Source organism: Candidatus Neomarinimicrobiota bacterium, assembly GCA_022567655.1.
In the GTDB taxonomy this organism is placed as follows: Bacteria; Fidelibacterota; SORT01; order SORT01; family SORT01; genus JADFGO01.
Genome location: JADFGO010000003.1, coordinates 31,600 through 50,651, shown reverse-complemented (window position 1 = coordinate 50,651; position 19,052 = coordinate 31,600). Strand labels below are relative to the sequence as shown.

Sequence of the window (19,052 nt, the reverse complement as noted above, 5' to 3'; positions counted from 1 at the left end):
AATATAGTGAAGAAACAGTTGATCTCGATGCGGGTGATCTTCTTGTCTTGTACTCCGACGGAGTAACAGAAACTTTTGACAGTAAGGAGAACGAGTTTGCTGAAAAAAATCTTACCGAGCTTCTCTTGAATAATCTCGAACATGAGAGCAAGGAAATTATTGAGAACATACTCGATTCTTTAAAAGAGTTTTCAGGTGATGAGCATTTCGATGATGACGTTACTCTCCTTATCGTAAAACGCACTACCTGACCTCATACAAAGCAAAACAACCAATAAACCGATATCTTGCTGTTGCATTTGAACCACATAACAATTATACTTATCAACCAAACAGAATAAAAACCGGATAATAAAAAATGGCTTCGATATTTGTAGTCGACGACGATAGCGTCATACGTGCGAATCTTCAGGAATTCCTTCAAATGGAAGGACATGAGGTTGAAACCTTCTCGAGCGGTGAGGATGCTCTTTCCCGGATAAGCAACGAAGTTCCCGACCTAATGCTGATCGATCTCCGGTTGCCCGGTATCGACGGGCTTAATCTACTTGAAAAAGTCAAAAACGAGTCACAATCCATACAGGTAGTGATTATTACAGGTCATGCCGATATTTCCTCAGCCGTCAAAGCTATAAAACTCGGAGCTCGTGACTATATAAAAAAACCGTTTGACATGGAAGAAATTTCTATCATTGTGCATAAGGCGGAATCCGCCGGAAAAATGGATGAACATCTGGCTTATCTGCATAAAGAGGAACAGACAAGACTTGGCTTTGGAGAGATTATCGGTACCAGCGAGGCGATAAAAAACGTTTTCAGATTTGTCCGTCAGGTTGCGGACTCCCCTAAAACGACCGTCCTCATACGGGGAGAAACGGGAACCGGAAAGGAACTTGTAGCGCGGGCTATCCATAACAACAGTGATCGCTCTAAAAATCCCTTTATAGAAGTAAACTGCTCCGCTTTTCAGGAAACACTGTTGGAGGCGGAACTCTTCGGACATGAGGCAGGAGCATATACCGACGCTAAGGAACGGAAAAAGGGGCTTGTAGAATTATCTCACGAGGGATCGTTCTTCCTCGATGAAATCGGAGATATGAATTTAGGCTTACAGTCTAAAGTTCTCAAAGTAATAGAGGAACAGGTATTTCGAAGAGTGGGGGGAACCAAACAAATATCTGTCGACACTCGCATCATAAGCGCAACATCCCGTGACCTTGAAAAGCTGGTCTCTGAAGATAGATTCCGCCAGGATCTGTATTACAGACTTAACGTTGCAATGGTCGAGCTCCCTCCTCTTCGAGATAGAGATGAGGATATTATTCTGCTCGCAGAGCATTTCGTCGGCGTTTACAATGCTGAGTTCAAAAGAAATATCCGGGGGTTGCTGCCTGAAGTGAAAAGTCTGATGATGAGATATTCCTGGCCCGGGAACGTCAGAGAGCTAAAGAACGTTATCGAAAGAGCAGTTTTATTTGAAAAAGGAGAGTATATCTCGACTGAAAGCATTAGAATAATATATGCAGCGGTAAATCCCGAAGCAGCCAAAACTGTTACACAGCTTACGGCTCAGCAAACCGAGATATCCGAAGAAGGAATATCGCTTGACGAGATTGAAAAATCCTTTATACAAAAAGCTCTCGAATCTGCAAAAGGAAATCAGACTCGAGCAGCGCAAATGCTGGGTATTTCACGGGAAAAAATAAAATACCGGATGAAAAAACATAACCTGAAGTAAGCATCCGGGCTATATCAACCGGTTGAAATAAACCTAATATAATTCATTTAAACCTAATTTTGCGTACGACATCTGCGCTTATCTCTCTGATTTAATTTAAATAAAATCTTATTTTTTTAGTGCTTTTGGCTTAAAATAAAGCTATATTACGTGTGGGGACCCATCTTTAGATAGTTATTACTTTAGAAAATGTGATATCTGGCACATGTTGTGCCTTTGATGTTCATAACTTGTTTGCGCCGTATTTCTAATTTAAGGTTTTAGAAGGATGTTGGACTAACACTAAACAAATAGGGTGATACCATGAAAAGGAAGAAACTGATTCCTATAATCAGTCTTATGGTTATAGGAGCGTTATTCCTCCTGGGTTGCAGTGGCGAAATGCTCACAGCACCCGGAGAGGAACACAGTAACCAGATTGCAGTTGCTGAACAACAGGGCGTACCATTTGACCAGTTAAATCTGGTCTCCTGGAAACCTGAATTAGTAAGTCAACTTCAGGTGCTGAACAAAAAAGCTCAAAGACCTTACGAGCGAAAAAAGATTCGAGCAAACCGTGGCGGCACTGTAGGAGGTGGCAAAACGTATGGGAATAAAGTTGACATACCGCGTAGAGCTTTAAGCGAGGATACTTGGATATCGGTCGAAGTTCTGTGCGTTGACTCTAAGGGAGAGTGCATCCCGGTAGTAGAATTCTTACCGAATATGAACTTTCTGCTTAACGTCACGTTGACACTCTCTTACGACGTACTTGAATTCTCCGGCGATCCGAATTTACTCAAAGTATATTGGTATGACAGTTCAACCGGACTTTGGGTGGAGGCACAGGATCCGGTCCTAAACGAAGCAGACATGACCGTATCAGTTCAAGTTGACCATTTCACGCAGTATGGATGGTCCTTATGATATTGCAGGGATTATTCAAAATGAATTGGTTAATCAATAAAAACATTAATTTGAGGGACTGACATGGAAACTAAAATTGGAAAAACCCTTCAGGCATTCCTCGAGAAAATCTCTGGATTGGCAAATAATCGTTGTGGAAGATCTTTTGCCAACAAGATGAGATCGCTCAGGACTGAAAGGGAAAGACTGCTGAAGAACAACTGGCGAAAGCTGCCGCCTGAAGCCTTGATTTCCGCGGAGAAACAAGAGATCTTCAGAGTGATAGATTTCGATACGATTGTTCTGAACGCTGTTGAATACTTGACGGAAGAAGAATATGTCGAGTTCTTATTCGAAGTGGCGGAGATTTCCATCGGTTTTAGCGAAATGGAGAAGGCACAACGGCTTCTGCATATGGTTGTAACTAAACTGAAGAAATTTGCGACAGAGCTTCTTCTGGCTAAGTCACATCAGCGACTTGGAGACATCTCTTTTTATAGGAACAACTGGGTAACTACGCTCAGGCATTATAAAAAGGGTCTCGACCTATTCACCGAATCGGGTGATAAAAACGGAATGGCAAATGTAAAGAGCTCTATGGGTTCAACCCTGGTTAGACAAGGTGAAATAGTCAAGGGTGAGAAGCTTTTGCGCGAGGCAAAGAGTATAGCCAGTAGAACCAAAGCAGACGATTTGTCGACTGCTATCAAAGCTAAAATCAACTATAATCTCGGGAATGTTTACAGCATGCAAGGGATCTGGGATAAGGCAATGAATTGTTATAAAGAGTCCTTATCGTTGATAGGTAGAAAACGAGACGATGCTGAAAGAGCTTACCTGTACCTTAATATAGCGATCATATATAAGGCACGCGGTGAGTATGAGAAGGCTCTGGAACAGTTCCAGAAAAGCATTAAGTTCTCCATTAGTGCGGAAGACCCTTATAAGAAAGGGTTGTCTTATCTTGGAGAGGCTGAGCTTTACTGCAAAACAGGCGATTGGGCTGCCAGTACTGCATTGGCGACAACCGCTTTCAGAATATTCTCAGAGCTGGGAGACCGTCTCAGCGTTGCCGAAGTTTATAAGGTATTCGGCATAATAAATCGCGAGAATAGGAGATATGACACCGCACTTTCGTATCTCAAGAATAGCAAACGGATAAACGAAGAATACGATAATCCGCTGAACCTCGGTGAAACGATGGTTGAAATTGCCAAGCTTTACGGAGTGAAAGGCGGAGAAACCGATAAGGCAAGGGAAAGCGCAGAATCCGCTATCGCATGTTTCAAAAAGATCAACGCGGATGTGAAAGTGACTGAAGCAAAGGAGATGTTAGCAGCCTATACTGCTTAACGTGGTTGTAAAGGGGCTTCATTTACTTATTTGTAGCGCTTAAAAATATCTTTCGGGCTGAAGAACCGGAATAATCTTCAGCCCGAAAGTTTATCTAACAGAAAATATTGAGCTGAATTTATCGCTCGTTGGAGTTACTTTAGGAGACATGGGAGTGGAGGAATACCTAAAGACTATTTTCGACAATATCACAGAGTTTATTGCTTTGTGTGATAAGGATTTTAATATCATATATTCGAATAAACCTGCGGATATTGTTCTGGGACAGGGTAAAAGTTTAGTCGGCTCACACTGCTACAGCAGTTTTCGCGGCAAGGACGAAAAGTGTGCTGACTGCCCGCTCTTGCCTTCGCTCGAAAGCGATACGATAATCCCTATCGAAACTTTTGATGACCGGTTCGAAGAATACTTTGAGGAGAGAGCGTATCCCATCGTAAATGAAAACGGCGATCTCGATGGATTTGTCCTTATGAGCAAGAATTTGACGAAATCGAGAGAAATAGAAGAGAAGTACGCTCAGGCAAAAAAATTGGCAGCGTTGGGACAAATTAGTTCAGGAGTAGCACATGACTTTAACAACGTCCTTACGGGAGTGCTGGGCAGGGTTCAATTGATTAAAAGGCAGACAGAGGATGCCGGAATTCTTAAAAACCTCGATATGATCGAAACCGCCGCACACGACGGCGCCGCCACCGTCAAAAGGATGCAGGACTTTGCCCGTTTACGGACTGATGAGCAGTTCGTTTCCATAGACATAAAAGAGATAATCGAAGAAGTCTTGGCTCTGACGAGACCGAAATGGAGAGAGAACGCAGAAATGCAGGGTGTCATCATCGAACCTGTAGTCGAAATGGATTATGGATTGCACGCACTCGGAGACCCTTCGGACCTTAAAGGTGCCTTTACGAATTTGATCTTCAATGCCGTGGACGCAATGCCTGAAGGAGGCGTACTCACCATCAGCGCTCACGAGGATGGGGATAAAATCGTAATTACTTTTAAGGACACCGGTATCGGTATGACGGATGATACCATAGAAAGAATTTATGACCCGTTCTTTTCAACCAAAGGGGTCAAGGGAACCGGTCTCGGCATGAGTGAAGTGTACGGCGTTATCAAACGGCACAAAGGAAACCTGGAAACAACGAGTAAAATAGGTAAAGGCTCAACCATTGCAATCACATTACGCGCTGCGGCGGCAACAGAGAAAGGAGACGAAATAGATAAATACGAGCATGAAGAGAAAAGCAGAATACTTATCATAGATGATGAAGAATATATTCTTGATATGCTGAAGGAGCTGCTTGAGGATCAAGGTCATGTTGTAACAACCAGCTCTTCAACGGTAAACGGGCTTGAACTCTTTAATAAATCAAACTTTGACGTTGTCATAACAGACCTCGGTATGCCCGAGATGAGCGGTTGGGAGGTAGCCGAACGAATAAAAAAAATGAACAGCGCAGTCTCCGTAGTTCTCCTGACAGGGTGGGCATTGAACTTAGATGCGGAAAAAATTCGGGAAAACGGAGTTGACTTCACACTCCAAAAACCGTTTTCCGAAGATGATCTGTACAAATTGATCACGGACGCCAAGAAGCTGAAAATTGAAAGGTCCTCAGAAACCTCTCTCTGAAACATCTCACGTCTGAATTCAAGCGACTGATTTCCATTTTAAAACCAGCGGATTGTTTCTGATTTTTCGTAAATCCTCTTGCGTTCACAGTAGACAATATCTTTCTTTTTAATCTGTCATAGGTTAATTTAACAGTATCTGATTATGAGCCTGTTTATAAATCCATACGACAAAGACCTGCCCCAGAAAGTTCTTCAACTTAAACCGATGAGAGGCTATTGCTTCATCATAGACATCGCGGGCTCAACCGAGCTAAAGGATATCGATCTGTCCAAATGGATTGTTTTTATCTACAACACATTCGCGAACATTATGGGAAATCTCTTCATGAAATTCAATCCTATCAAGAGTCTGGGCGATGCGCTTATGTTCTTTATCCCGGAAGGAAAAATGGAAGATGAAACTCCCATTACGCTGTTCCATGCTCTTTGGAATATAATATCGAGCGACGAGCCCAACCTCAAAGAGGTTAAGATAGGCGCCACGTTTTGCTCGGAAGCATATGACATAACTTTCGTACCCGATTCCATAGATATATACGGCAAAGACATTGACCTTACAGCCCGCCTCGCTTCCTTAGCGGAGAGTCAGGAAATTATGATGAATTTTGCGTTTGTCGAAAAGGTCAAAGAAGAGTATGAGAAGTCGGGGAAATCTTTATCCTACGCCGAGGTAGAGCAAATTAAAGGACCCTGGCCTACTAAAATTAGCGGATTTAAAGAATACCAGAATATTTATAAAGTTACGAAATAAGCCATAGAATAGTCTTAGCAAGTAACTGCTCCTTTAATTAAATTATCCCGCAAATATTCATGCTGTACAGTTTATGTCCCGAGAGAGTTAAATATGAAACGTGCTCAATTAAAATTCAGCTTCGCTTTAACTCTAACGGCTGCGATTATTTTGCTGAGCTCCTGTTCCCATGAGGGTTTGGTCACTGAAAAGATTGACCCGTCCTTATATGAATTAAGAAAATTTTCATCCGATTCCACTCTCGGGAGTAACACCAAATTTATAGTTTACGGAGATAATCGCCCCGGTTGGCGCTTATACGAAAAAGTCATAGAAGAAAGCAACTGGAAGACCTGGAGCCTTCCCGTTCATCTGCCCGCGTTATTAGTCAACGGATTTTGGGGTACGATAAATTATATCCGTTACATACCTGATTACGGCAATCCCGAGCGTAGATTAGTATTAAGAGAAATTTACAATGAGGCAATAACACAGAATATTGATTTTGTGGCACATACCGGGGACATCGTCCAGAACGGAAAACATCCGCTCCATTGGGACAGATTCCTCCGTGAGACAAAAATCGAAATTCCGTTATTAAATACACTTCCCTTCTATCCGGTTCCCGGAAATCACGACCAGGCTAACAATAAAACTTACGGCGCTCATAATTATGATGCGGTATTCCCCGGCGCTCGTTTTTACGTAAAACAGTTACCTAATGCTGTGCTTATCTTTCTCGATACGAGTATTTTACACGACAAGGACAATAATTTGGGTTCCCATGCTGTGAGGGACTCGCTTTTCAGAGAGTATTATGTATCATCGGAGAAGAATTCAAAAAAATCCTGGCTCGAGAGACAACTGACCGATGCAGCCGGAAAGTTCAAGATAATAGTAATGCATCATCCACCCTTCAGCTTCGGTCACCACTCGGATGCCTGGGATATGGACGGAACGGACTCTGAAACATACAGATGGCGGGAAGAACTCTTAACCTTGCTCAAAAATGAAGAAGTTGAATTGATTTTTGCGGGGCATGAACATTATTATGAACACAGCTTACTGAGTTATGTCCACAACGGTAACGATAAACAAATGAATATCGTCATAACCGGGGGTGGAGGCACGCCTCTCAGAGAACTGACAAGTCTGGAAGAGGTAGAAAATATCGCATCCAGATTTCGGTCACAGGGTCACTCCGTCGAGGTGATATCGCGATTCGAATCGTATAATTACTGTATCGTTGAATTGAGAGACGATAAAATTTTTATTCAGGTAAAAAAGGTACATACTGACGAAAAGCGGGGAGCTGAAATAATAGACGAAATCGTTATTAAGTAGTGTGCGGCGCTACCTTAAATAAAAGCCTTCACGATTTCATTTTGTAAGCCGTCCAACTCAGAGTTCGCTTGCTCCACTTCACTGATCTTTTTGCGCAGCTCCTTTATCAGGCGCTGTTTTTCGAGTCCGTTTCTCAAGACTATGAGCATATTATCATTGTCCCAAGGTTTTTCCAAGTACTGGAATAATCCTACTTCATTTATGGCTTTGATAGCGTTTTCCTTATCGGCATATCCTGTGAGAATTATCCGGGGGATCTCAGGTTTTAATTTTCTTACTTCCGAAAGGAAGGAAATTCCGTCCATCTCCGGCATAAGGAAGTCCGACATCACCAAATCAACGTCGCTATTTTCCAAATGCTTCAAGGCTTCCTCGGCAGAGGTGAACGTGGTAACTTCATACTCGGTTTCCAGAGATAAAAACGAACTTAGGCTTGTAAGAACTAATTCCTCATCGTCCACAATAACTATCTTTGGAGTCCACTCCGAATTATTCAATCGCTCTTTTCCTTATCAATATATTCCTGTGATTCACATTTGATGACCGAGCAAACGATAAGATATAGATAACGCAGGTCAACCACAACCAATTATCTGAAAGGTTCCGAATTAACCTATTTAGTTAGAATTTTCCGGTTTTCCGCTGACTTTGCTTACGATACTCTGAAGTTGTTTCGCCATTGCTTTTAATATGCCTTCAGTAATGCGGACGTTATCGGCGAGTATGTCGATCATATCTTCTTTCTGAATTTTCAGAAGATCGCTCTTCTCGAGCGCCGTCGCCGACACCAGCCTCGGTTCGTCGTTAAATAGCGACCATGCGCCGAAAGCGTCATTTAAAGATGCGATGAGGACAATAGATTCTCCACGGTGAAGCTTGACTTTTCCGCCAATCAGAAGATACATGGAGTCTGAAAAATCGCCTTCTTTATAAATCACCCCGTCCGCTTCGACTCCAACTTCTTCTGTAATATTTGCTATCTGGCTTAAACCCTCTGTGGAGACATGCTCGAAAATTTCTACGTCTTGCAGGAATATTACTTTTTCTATTATTGACAGCATCTCTCTAATTCCTCTTTAATTCATCAGAGCATGTTCCGCGGTCTCACGCACGATCGCATCGGGATCATTGACGAAACTCTCAAATTTCTCGGTATACTTGCCGCCGTTCAACGCATTAGCAAGATAGATCGAACATGCCTTAAGCCAATTACTATCATCCTCCATCAATTCATAAATGCATTGTTCTTCGTTTTCGAACGATATTTCGAATAAGATCATGGCTTTTTCTGCGAGAGAATCAGGAGTGTCAGTCTCAATTATGGGGATAATGGTGGATTTCAATTTACGGCTAAGTGAATTATCAAGAAATTCTATGGCGTCTGCTTTTATATTTTTATTTCTGCTCGCGATTCCGAGGTAGGCGTTATACATATCCGACGACAGGTACAAAAGCCCGAGCAGTCTGAATATCCTTTCTAATATATTATTAAATTTATCTTCTATGGAGATTATAAGAAGCCGCCTCGCTTTCATGAGAGCCTCTTCATCTCGGTTTTCAGTCATCGAGTTCAAAGCCTTTTTTTCTACCGAGAGTATTGATGATAACTTGTAGTAATAGTTGACTTCAAGAGCAATCGTTTTTTGGATGATCGAGTTATCGATCCTCATTGCGGGAAATTTCGTTTTGAGCTTGTTAAGAGATTTTATCATCTCGAATCTCAACCCGAGTTCACTCGTCGGTAATTGTTCCAACAAGGCGTTGGTTTGGGAATCCGAATATATTCGCGCTAAAACGTCGGGGATTGCCTTCCTGATCAAATAATCTACTTTTTCATCCTTCAATTTTTCCGACAACAACCCGATAGCATCCTCACCTATTCGCGTTATCGCGTCCCGAACGTGAACTTTTAGATCGCTGTTGTTAAGATTTTCTATTAAGAATTCCAAAAAATCTATCGATGCGGTCTTTCCCATGTTGATCACCGCCGATTTTTTTACGTCGATGGAATCATCTTCAAAGAGATCGATCAGCTTATTATATAATTTTGCAGATAATGACGTTCCAATAAAGTTTGCTGCGTTGATCTTCAGCAATGTTACCTTATCCGGCTCTAACAGTTTCATAGACTCTTTCGCAAACACCGATTTATAGATTTCTTCGATATCCATACTTTTACGCAATTCAGAATTAGTGCAGCAATCCTCAGCAACACACATCATCGTGGCAATTTTAATTTTCAGGTCTTCTTTTTGTAGATATTCACTGATAAAATCGTTGGGATTTTCGGATTTGTCGTAAAGGTAAATTATCGCATTTGTTTTTACTTCCATATCCGGATCCTCTACCAACGGTAGAACCAATTCGTAAAATTCTTTTCTGTCAAATTCGCTAATCAATTTCAGCGCCTTGCTTTTAACCTCAGCGGACTTGTGCTGTAGCAACTTCTTTAGACGTGGAATTAATCCATCCGATTTAACATTTTCAATAAGACTAAGCACGTACAAAATCTGCCTTTCATTGTCCCCTTCGAGAGCTTTATAGAGACTATTGAGAATTGAAGCGTCGTTCAGATTATACGGCTCCTCCTCAAAATTTATGAATCGCTTCTCGATTGCCATTCTGAAGGAATTTACATATTCGCTCTTGATTTTATATATCATATAGAGCCAGATGAGAATAAAAAATATTATTATCCAACTAATCTGTTGAACAGAAATAACAAAGACAAGTGTTGCGATAAGTAATAAAATGCCGCTGACTCCTGTAGCAAAATTATCAACGAATACGTCTATGAAGGCTTTTACTCTGTTTTTTACTTCGGCTGCTATCGGCAAGGACAACAGCTCTCTCGCTGCTTTGTTTATCGATTGTTTTAATGCTCCGTCGTTCACTTTGATCAATAGGGCGGAGTAAATTCCCGGATTAATTATTATCGCTCCCGCGCCTATTAAAATTCCAATAGGCAGGAGAAGTAATGATATGCCGACACCGAAATAATTAATCATTCTCCCGGTAATGAATAGCTGAATCAGGAGAGATAAAATACTTAAATTCGAGAGCCAGAATCCGAAGAAAGCGGTCAGTTTGTCTTCATCTTGAATCGTTTCAGACGCAATTAAGTTAAATTGGTAATCGGCAAGATTTGCGACCAAAACGCTTACTCCGACTATACCCATCAGTAAAGTCAAATACTTGGATTTGAATATGACGGATATGGTTCTTTCAGGTATAGACTGCGTCTTGGTCCTGGTCTTTACGAGGTGGCGTTCAGCATAGTTCTTTTTCCCGTAATTCACCCAGGCATATCTTCCGATAAAAATACATAAAAAAAGAAATACTGCGCTGAGCAGTATCAGGTTCTCGGTACCTAACCTCGGAGCGATAAAGTTTGTGAGATACCCGCCGAATATGCCTCCGGAAATCCCGCCGGCTCCTACCAATCCAAACAGGCGTTTAGCCTCCCGTGATGTGAAGATGTAATTGGACAAGAGCCAGAATTGCATCGTCGTGATTACCCCGAATATAGAGACCCAGATATAAAATATATATATGATCCAGACGCTCTCTACCCCGAAATAAAAGAGCGCCCAGAATGCGAGCAGGCTCAGGATTGACAGGTCTAATACCGCTCTTAACAATTTTCCTACATGAAACTTTGTCGAATATTTTGAAAAGAGCGTTACCACTATCGCCGAAAAAACTGCCACAAGAATAAAAGCATAAGGCAGTTTCGAAATCCCTACGTTTACCAGGAAGAGTGAGTTACGTACCGGCTTGACTATTAGCAGCGACGTCACGAGTAAAAAGATAAATGAGAACATCAGCGCGGTTCTCGCACCTTCACCTTCCTTCAGGCTGAATATCCTTCTTATTTGTTTTATAATTCTGAGCTTCAATCCCGTTCCTTCAGTCCATCATCTTAATGTACAACTACGCATAATCGTCAGAGCAGTGTTCTGTAGTATGGATATATCAAGTAGGAAAATTAATTTTCATTAATTTCAAAATGCAAGACGTCTTTGCTAACCCTAATCAGAACCGGCAAGCTCGTTGAATCTCCTGCCTACATATTTAATGATAAATATCCAGATGATTACCGCAATAAGCGTTGCTAACGAGAGCCATCTGACACTTGAATAGTCCTTAAACAGTAGCGTTATCCCAAGACTCAGAACGACCGCAACGGCTTTTGCAAACCTTTGGATAAACATGTCGATAAAAGCTTTTGCCTTATATTTCTCATCCCTCGTGGTTGGGACGTACAGAGTTTCTTTTGCCGATTGATTTATAGAGTAGCTAAACCCGTTATCGGCGGTGTTGAGGAAGCTGCCGACCCAGAGAACGGGAATTGCGATAAAAGCCGATGAGCCGATGAGTATTGCAGCTGGTAAGAACAACAGTGCGGCAGTCAATCCGAATCGGGTCATAATGAAACTTGTGAGAAACAATTGAACGAACATGGAGACAATATTAGTAATGTTGAACATCATGGTAAACTGTCTTCTTATGTCCGGTCCATCCAGATAATGTTCAATAGTGGAGGTAAACTGGAAGTCCATCAGGGTAGATACGATTTCATAAAGCCCGACTATTCCCGCAATTGCCAATAGATATTTTGACCTGAAAACCAATTTAGCGCCCTCAATCGCCGGATTTTCGGCTTTATCCTTCTTTTCAGTCGGTTCCTCTTTCGCCTCAATAACCGGACGCGGATTTCTGTCGACGTATCTACCCGCGAATCCGGCAAGGACGATGATCATCAATGCGATTACAACACAGATCCACAACCAGTTCGTGATACTGATATAATCAACCCATACCCTTACGAACGTACTGCCGAACACACCGCCGAGAACACCACCGAAACCCACAAACCCGTATAATCTTTTTGCAGAGTCGGGTGACACACTATCGTTCATAAATGCAAAAAACGTCGCAACCATGAGCGTACTGAAGAGATCTCCAAAAAGGTAAAAAGACCAGATTATGATATCGCCGGCATTCTCTATTATCATCCCGTACATGATATACGAGACAATAAAAAACGCTGAAAAAATATATGTCAATTTCTGTCTGCGATATCTGGTTGCAAGCCATGTAAAAACAACCACAGCAAGAAACGCAACTACCATGTTCAGTGTCTTCGCAATCAACTCGGCTTGCGAACCTCTGAGGTGCCATTGTAAGATATCCACACCCGTCTGGTCGTAAAATGTGATGAATAGAGACTTTTTTAACGGTTTTAATATCCAGAAAGTCGAAATGACGAGGAAAAAGTAACTGAACATTATTAAAGAGAGCGGTAACTCTTCTTTCTTTATGTCCATAACCATTTTAAACGGATTTATCATAGTGCGCCGCTCTCTTATCAGCTATCCCCGCTGATAGTTTTTTAAAAAGTGAAAAGAGTCAGTCGATTAACAAAAAATTCAACTCGAACACAATTCATCTTTGCCCCTTCGTTTTCTATTGAGTCCCAATTAACCGAGCCTGGAACCGGAAGGTATCTGATTCATACGACAATTGTTCCGATTATGTTTTTATTAAAATGGCAAGTGAGATGACTTGTTCGCTTTAATCTCACTTTAGTTAAATTATTTGATATAACTTACGCTATTCGGTATACAATTCATAGTAGTATAACTTTCCCCACTCAAGAACGGCGAAATTATAGATCGATTCCGGTAATTCTGAGACAACACCGAATTTCGCGTTTAACTAATACTTGGGCATAGACGGGTCAACGGTTTCCGACCATGCAAGAGTTCCGCCGTAAAGGTTGGCTACTCTGCTGAATCCGGATTTCTTAAGGAAACTCGCAACAGCGAAAGAGCGCTCGCCGGATTTGCAATATATCACAAGGTCCCTGTGCATATCCAATTCAGAGAGTCTGGAAGGTATCTCCTGCATCGGGATATGAACGCTGCCCTCAATCTGACATATCCTTGTTTCTACCTCCTCGCGGATGTCGAGTAGGAGAAGATCATCACCGCTGTCCAACTTTTCCTTTAATTCAACAGGAGTTATCTGGCGAATTTCTCCTGCTTCCGCTTCAATTTCAGGTTCCACTCCGCAAAAATCATCATAATCGATCAGTTCGGTCAGTTCCGGATTTTCGCTGCAAACCTTACACTCGGGATTCTTTTTTATGTTAAGTTTTCGGAAATCCATGTTCAGAGCGTCTATCAGCAGAAGCTTTCCGGAGAGGCTCTCCCCAATTCCGACAATCAGTTTGATAGCCTCGGTCGCCTGCATGGTTCCCACTATTCCCGGTAATACCCCTAACACGCCCCCTTCGGCGCATGATGGCACAAGCCCGGGTGGCGGCGGTTCGGAATACAGGCATCTGTAACAGGGTCCGCCCTCGAAATTGAAAACGGAAACTTGACCGTCGAAACGGAATATGCTGCCGTAAACGTTTGGTTTTCCTTCTAAGACACACGCATCGTTTACAAGGTATCTTGTTGGGAAATTATCCGTACCGTCCACGACCACATCATATTTTGAGATCAGACTCCTTGCGTTTTCGGATGAGAACCTCTCTATATAACTATCAACCTCCAATCTCGGATTCAGGTCTTTCAATCTCTTTTCAGCTGCTTCCAACTTTGGCTTTCCAACGTCCGAAGACCCGTATAATACCTGTCTTTGCAGGTTCGATTCATCGACGACGTCATAATCGACTATTCCGATCCTTCCGACTCCGGCGGCAGCCAGATAAAGAGCGGCGGGGCATCCGAGTCCTCCGGCGCCGATGAGCAATACCGACGAAGCCTTCAACTTTTGTTGACCCTCGATATTTACCTCAGGCATAATCAGGTGCCTGCTGTATCTCATAATTTCCCAGTTATCGAGCGTAACGGCGGTTCCGCCTGCAATCGCCGGAATTATCGAAATTTCATCACCTTCATTTAGTTTGCTGTCAAGACCATCTCCGAAACGAACGTCCTCATTGTTCAGGTAGATATTCACAAAACTTCTGAGCGCTCCGTCGTCATCATAGAGATGCCGACCTAAATCTGCGTACTCTTTCACAAGCGCCTTCAGCGCCGCAGAAACAGATAATTCCTCTATGCTTAACGACAGAGTCGATTGATTATTCGTATACCTCCGTAATGGGGAAGGTATTCTGATATTTACGTTCAAAACTATTACTCCTCTCTATTCACTATCTCTACTGCTTTAAATTCACTTCTGTCCTCGGCAAGCTCCCACGCAGTGACGTCGGTCGTATTGCCGTTGTTCACCGAAAAAATTATATAAGTAAAACCGGGCAGTGCGGCTTCTCTATCCGTCTCCGACGGCGTTGCCGGATGATTCGGGTGGGAATGATAGACACCCGTGAGACTGAGTCCTTTATCATCCGCAAATTTTTCCGCTTCCATGAAATCCTCCGGCGAGATCAAATAACGTCTTGCCTTAAAATCCGGATGCCTGTTTTTGACAATGCTTATATCTTCCACAATCGTCTTCTCATCTCCGGCGCTGCCGAACATAAATCCGCAGCACTCCTCCGGAAATGAAGAGGAAGCGTGTTTTTCCATCCGGCTGAAAGTATCGTTTTCTAACTGTATCTTGTTCATCTTATCAAACCCGTCTGAATCTCTCTAAGGTCAACTCCATAGACCAGCGCTAAAATATCTTTCACCGATGTCGGGTAACAGTGTCACAATATTCCCTTCCCCGATCTCTTTTGCGATTTCACCGCAAGCGTACAGATAAGCTCCTGATGATTGTCCCAGGAAAAGACCTCGCTTTGCGAGCTTTGCGCAAGTTCGTTTGGCGTCTTCCGCCGAGACGTCAATTTTTTGATCCACAATTCCCGAATCGTATATCTCCGGGATAATCGAACCCGGATCATCCAACGGTTTTAATCCCTCGATGCCCGGAAACGTTTCGGCATTTACCAGCACAACTTTCACGTTCGGATCGGACTCTTTCAGCCGTCTTCCGATGCCGGTTATAGTGCCGCCGGTACCGACTCCCGCAACAAAATGAGTTATTCTTCCCTCTACCTGATTGAGAATTTCACCCGCTGTTCCGTAATAATGCGCCTTCCAATTGTATTCGTTTGCGTATTGATCGATCAGGATATATTTATCCGGATTTTTTTCGTGCAGCCGGTGTGCTTCGCGCAGCGCTTCGTCATATCCTTCGAGGGGGTCGGTACTGATAATTTTAGCTCCGTGCGCCCTTATCCTCTCTATCCGTTCCCGGCTGGCGTTGCCCGGTACAACTATCTCAACATTTAATCCGAGTACAGCGCCTATCATCGAATAGGATATTCCGGCATTCCCGGACGAACTGTCGAGTATAGTCTGTCCCGGCTTCAACTCTCCGGAAATCAGCGCTTTGGCAAGCATCATCAGTACCGGTCTGTCTTTTACCGATCCCCCGGGATTTAAGAACTCCGCCTTCCCGCTGATCTTTACGCCGGGATATTCTTCCTTGAACAGATCCAATTCTACCATAGGAGTATTGCCGATGAGTTTTAATGCGGGATACTTATCAAAAAAATCTTCGGGCACTGATTCGAAGGTATTCATATTCGTACGGTTATTTCTCTCAGTGAGCGGCATCTTCTGATAGTTCTTCAGATTTCATGATTGTCAAGTACGTGACATATCCGTCTTTGTGGGGTCCGGTTTATCCTTGTCGGAAATCAACTCCTTAGAGGCTTTTCTAAGCGCTTCTTTGTCATAATCACCTGTCAGCGCTAAACGGCTTAATACCGTGTAAGCGATAAATTCGGCGTTTACTTCAAAGTACTCTCGCAGTTTATCCCTCGTGTCGCTTCTTCCCCAGCCGTCTGTCCCGAGTGATGTGATACCGTTTTTTATCCATGGCCCCAACGAATTGGACAGGCTTTTTAAATAATCCGAAGCTGCGATCACGGGTCCCTTCTCATTTTGGAGAAGCTTACTAACATACGGAATTCTCGGTTCTTCAGGGTGCAGTATGTTCCAGCGTTCGGTTTTCACTGCATCCCTGTACACCTCACTATAGCTCGTGACGCTCCATACATTTACGGCTATTCCATATTTTTCAGACAGAATCTCCTGCGCCTTCAGCGCTTCGTTTAATATCGCACCGCTCCCGAAAAGTTGGGCGGCGGCTTCACCGGTTTCAGCCTCGCGCAATTTGTAAATGCCTTTGCAAATTCCGCTTTCCGCTCCATCGGGCATTGAGGGCATAGAGTAATTTTCATTTCCGAGCGTGATATAATAAAAGCTGTCCTCTAAATCGCTGTACATTTCCTTAATTCCACGCAAAACTATCACCGCAATCTCGTAAGCAAAAGCGGGATCGTATGCTTTGACGTTCGGAATCGTCTGCGCGTACGAATGGCTCTGCCCGTCCTGATGCTGAAGCCCCTCTCCCGCGAGTGTTGTTCTGCCTGCCGTTCCCCCAATGAGGAATCCGTTTCCCATCATGTCGCTGAATGCCCATGCCAGGTCCCCGATACGCTGAAACCCGAACATGGAGTAATAGATATAGAACGGTATCATCGGCACACCATGCGAAAATCGAGACGTACCCGCTGCGATGAAAGAGGACATTGAACCCGCTTCGGTTATTCCCTCCTCGAGTATCTGTCCCTCTTTTTCCTCCCGGTAGTACAACAGCATCTCCGAATCGACAGGCTTGTAAACCTGCCCGACGCTCGAATAAATCCCGACTTTTCTGAATAGAGATTCCATCCCGAAAGTGCGGGCTTCATCTGGAACGATTGGAACGATGTTCTTTCCTATTTGCTTGTCTGAAAGCAGCTGCGCGAACATCTTCATAAAAACCATAGTCGTGGAGACCTCACGTTCTGTTCCTGAGAGAAATTCCTTGTAGTCATCCAGCGAAGGAGCAACAAGTTTTACCTTAGAATCAATTCGTCTCGGAACTGCGCCGCCGAGCTTACTTCGCCTATCAATCAGGTACTCATACTCGACGCTCCCCTTTTCCGGTCTGTAAAACGGAGTTTCGAGCAGTTCTTCATTCGTTATCGGGATATCGAACCGATCTCTGAAACTTTTCAATTCCTCCTCGTTCAACTTTTTTTGCTGGTGAGTTACGTTTCTTCCCTCACCGGCTTCGCCTAAGCCGTACCCTTTTATACTTTTCGCCAGCACTACAGTCGGAGATCCTTCATTTTCATACGCGGATTTATACGCAGCATATACTTTTGCGGGATCATGTCCGCCCCTTCTCAGTTTCCAGAGTTCTTCATCGGAGAGATGTTCGACCATTTTGAGGAGTTCAGGGTCAGTGCCGAAAAACTCCTTTCTTATGTAAGAGCCCGGTTCGACGGAGTACTTCTGGTAATCCCCGTCAACAGCAGATTCCATCCGATTTTGCAAAAGCCCGTTTGTGTCTTTTTCGAGCAGCGCGTCCCAATCCCCGCCCCAGATTACCTTTATCACGTTCCAGCCGGCGCCGCGGAAAACGGTTTCGAGCTCCTGAATTATCTTTCCGTTACCGCGCACCGGACCGTCTAATCGCTGAAGGTTGCAATTTATGACGAAAATCAGGTTGTCGAGTTTCTCCCTTGACGCAAGTGTAAGCGCTCCAAGCGATTCGGGCTCATCCGTTTCGCCGTCCCCCAGAAATACCCAGACATTTTGCTCCGATGTGTCCTTGATCTTCCTGTTTTGAAGATATTTATTGAACCTTGCCTGATATATACCCGTTATTGCGGAAAGACCCATCGAAACGGTGGGGAATTCCCAGAAGTCCGGCATCAGACGGGGATGAGGATATGAAGGCAGCCCTCCCCCTTCCCGCAGCTCACCTCTAAAATTATGAAGATCGTGTTTTTCTAATCTATATTCGAGATACGCTCTCGCGTAAATCCCGGGCGAAGCGTGTCCCTGAAAGTAAATTTGGTCTCCCCCTCCCTTATGATCTTTGCCACGGAAAAAGTGATTGAAGCCTATCTGATACAAAGTTGCGGCAGAGGCATACGTAGAAATATGCCCGCCTATTCCCGGAAATCTCTTGTTCGCCCTGACTACCATAGCCATTGCGTTCCAGCGTACGAGGCTCTTGATACGCCTCTCGATTTTTCGATCTCCCGGATATTCCGGTTCTTCTTCCTTCGGTATCGTATTAACATAAGGAGTATTTAACGAAAACGGGAATCTGACGCCCCGGATTTTACTTCTCTGATGGAGCTCGTGAAGAAGAAAAGCCCCTCTCTCCCTCCCGTGCTTATCTAATATATCATCAAACGCTTCTAACCATTCTTCAGTTTCCTGACTGTCGATATCGGTTAAAACCTTATCCTTCATTATTTTTCCTTTTAACTACCACAGTTTATTGATCATTCGCAGGTTGAAAAAATATCACTCTTTCAGCTTTACTTAAAGGTCA

The 19,052-nt window shown here is 43.4% G+C and carries 15 protein-coding genes; 7 read left to right on the top strand and 8 right to left on the bottom strand.

Annotation, left to right across the window (positions count from 1 at the left end; translation table 11 throughout):
* The 7 genes from IID12_00695 to IID12_00665 form a co-directional block, all read left to right on the top strand.
* Positions 1-251: SpoIIE family protein phosphatase (locus IID12_00695; GenBank protein MCH8287609.1), on the top strand; the 251-nt coding region annotated here is incomplete at its 5' end.
* A 107-nt stretch (positions 252-358) separates the two neighbouring features.
* Positions 359-1,738 carry a sigma-54-dependent Fis family transcriptional regulator gene (locus tag IID12_00690; protein MCH8287608.1) on the top strand — a complete coding sequence of 460 codons (1,380 nt, stop codon included), beginning with the start codon at positions 359-361 and terminating at the stop codon, positions 1,736-1,738.
* Positions 1,739-2,041: 303 nt separating this feature from the next.
* Complete coding sequence (locus tag IID12_00685) at positions 2,042-2,644, top strand: hypothetical protein (protein MCH8287607.1); 603 nt, start codon at positions 2,042-2,044, stop codon at positions 2,642-2,644.
* A gap of 63 nt (positions 2,645-2,707) precedes the next feature.
* The gene (locus tag IID12_00680) at positions 2,708-3,976 is read left to right on the top strand and encodes a tetratricopeptide repeat protein (protein ID MCH8287606.1); all 1,269 of its coding nucleotides are present in this window, start codon (positions 2,708-2,710) and stop codon (positions 3,974-3,976) included.
* 148 nt (positions 3,977-4,124) lie between these two features.
* Positions 4,125-5,609, top strand: coding sequence for a response regulator (locus tag IID12_00675; GenBank protein ID MCH8287605.1), 1,485 nt, complete (start codon positions 4,125-4,127; stop codon positions 5,607-5,609).
* Positions 5,610-5,753: 144 nt separating this feature from the next.
* Positions 5,754-6,362, top strand: a complete 609-nt coding sequence (locus IID12_00670) for a hypothetical protein (GenBank protein ID MCH8287604.1) — start codon at positions 5,754-5,756, stop codon at positions 6,360-6,362.
* A 93-nt stretch (positions 6,363-6,455) separates the two neighbouring features.
* Positions 6,456-7,685 carry a metallophosphoesterase gene (locus IID12_00665; GenBank protein MCH8287603.1) on the top strand — a complete coding sequence of 410 codons (1,230 nt, stop codon included), beginning with the start codon at positions 6,456-6,458 and terminating at the stop codon, positions 7,683-7,685.
* A gap of 14 nt (positions 7,686-7,699) precedes the next feature.
* Here IID12_00665 and IID12_00660 read toward each other — a convergent pair whose 3' ends face one another.
* From IID12_00660 to aceE, 8 genes are all read right to left on the bottom strand, one after another.
* Positions 7,700-8,182: a response regulator gene (locus IID12_00660; GenBank protein MCH8287602.1), complete on the bottom strand. Its 483-nt coding sequence runs from the start codon at positions 8,180-8,182 to the stop codon at positions 7,700-7,702.
* Positions 8,183-8,302: 120 nt separating this feature from the next.
* Positions 8,303-8,746, bottom strand: coding sequence for a cyclic nucleotide-binding domain-containing protein (locus IID12_00655; protein ID MCH8287601.1), 444 nt, complete (start codon positions 8,744-8,746; stop codon positions 8,303-8,305).
* A gap of 15 nt (positions 8,747-8,761) precedes the next feature.
* The gene (locus IID12_00650; GenBank protein MCH8287600.1) at positions 8,762-11,584 is read right to left on the bottom strand and encodes a hypothetical protein; all 2,823 of its coding nucleotides are present in this window, start codon (positions 11,582-11,584) and stop codon (positions 8,762-8,764) included.
* 132 nt (positions 11,585-11,716) lie between these two features.
* Positions 11,717-13,039, bottom strand: coding sequence for an MFS transporter (locus IID12_00645; protein MCH8287599.1), 1,323 nt, complete (start codon positions 13,037-13,039; stop codon positions 11,717-11,719).
* 367 nt (positions 13,040-13,406) lie between these two features.
* Complete coding sequence (gene moeB / locus IID12_00640) at positions 13,407-14,834, bottom strand: molybdopterin-synthase adenylyltransferase MoeB (protein MCH8287598.1); 1,428 nt, start codon at positions 14,832-14,834, stop codon at positions 13,407-13,409.
* 5 nt (positions 14,835-14,839) lie between these two features.
* The gene (locus IID12_00635) at positions 14,840-15,271 is read right to left on the bottom strand and encodes a M67 family metallopeptidase (GenBank protein ID MCH8287597.1); all 432 of its coding nucleotides are present in this window, start codon (positions 15,269-15,271) and stop codon (positions 14,840-14,842) included.
* A 30-nt stretch (positions 15,272-15,301) separates the two neighbouring features.
* Positions 15,302-16,234: a cysteine synthase family protein gene (locus tag IID12_00630; protein ID MCH8287596.1), complete on the bottom strand. Its 933-nt coding sequence runs from the start codon at positions 16,232-16,234 to the stop codon at positions 15,302-15,304.
* Between the two features lie 63 nt (positions 16,235-16,297).
* Positions 16,298-18,970 carry a pyruvate dehydrogenase (acetyl-transferring), homodimeric type gene (gene aceE / locus IID12_00625; GenBank protein ID MCH8287595.1) on the bottom strand — a complete coding sequence of 891 codons (2,673 nt, stop codon included), beginning with the start codon at positions 18,968-18,970 and terminating at the stop codon, positions 16,298-16,300.
* Positions 18,971-19,052 lie beyond the last annotated feature (82 nt).

Coding starts and splice junctions, on each gene's coding strand:
- IID12_00690 (MCH8287608.1), top strand. CDS start 359: ATGGCTTCGATATTTGTAGTCGACGACGATAGCGTCATACGTGCGAAT.
- IID12_00685 (MCH8287607.1), top strand. CDS start 2,042: ATGAAAAGGAAGAAACTGATTCCTATAATCAGTCTTATGGTTATAGGA.
- IID12_00680 (MCH8287606.1), top strand. CDS start 2,708: ATGGAAACTAAAATTGGAAAAACCCTTCAGGCATTCCTCGAGAAAATC.
- IID12_00675 (MCH8287605.1), top strand. CDS start 4,125: ATGGGAGTGGAGGAATACCTAAAGACTATTTTCGACAATATCACAGAG.
- IID12_00670 (MCH8287604.1), top strand. CDS start 5,754: ATGAGCCTGTTTATAAATCCATACGACAAAGACCTGCCCCAGAAAGTT.
- IID12_00665 (MCH8287603.1), top strand. CDS start 6,456: ATGAAACGTGCTCAATTAAAATTCAGCTTCGCTTTAACTCTAACGGCT.
- IID12_00655 (MCH8287601.1), bottom strand. CDS start 8,746: ATGCTGTCAATAATAGAAAAAGTAATATTCCTGCAAGACGTAGAAATT.
- IID12_00645 (MCH8287599.1), bottom strand. CDS start 13,039: ATGATAAATCCGTTTAAAATGGTTATGGACATAAAGAAAGAAGAGTTA.
- IID12_00635 (MCH8287597.1), bottom strand. CDS start 15,271: ATGAACAAGATACAGTTAGAAAACGATACTTTCAGCCGGATGGAAAAA.
- IID12_00630 (MCH8287596.1), bottom strand. CDS start 16,234: ATGAATACCTTCGAATCAGTGCCCGAAGATTTTTTTGATAAGTATCCC.
- aceE (MCH8287595.1), bottom strand. CDS start 18,970: ATGAAGGATAAGGTTTTAACCGATATCGACAGTCAGGAAACTGAAGAA.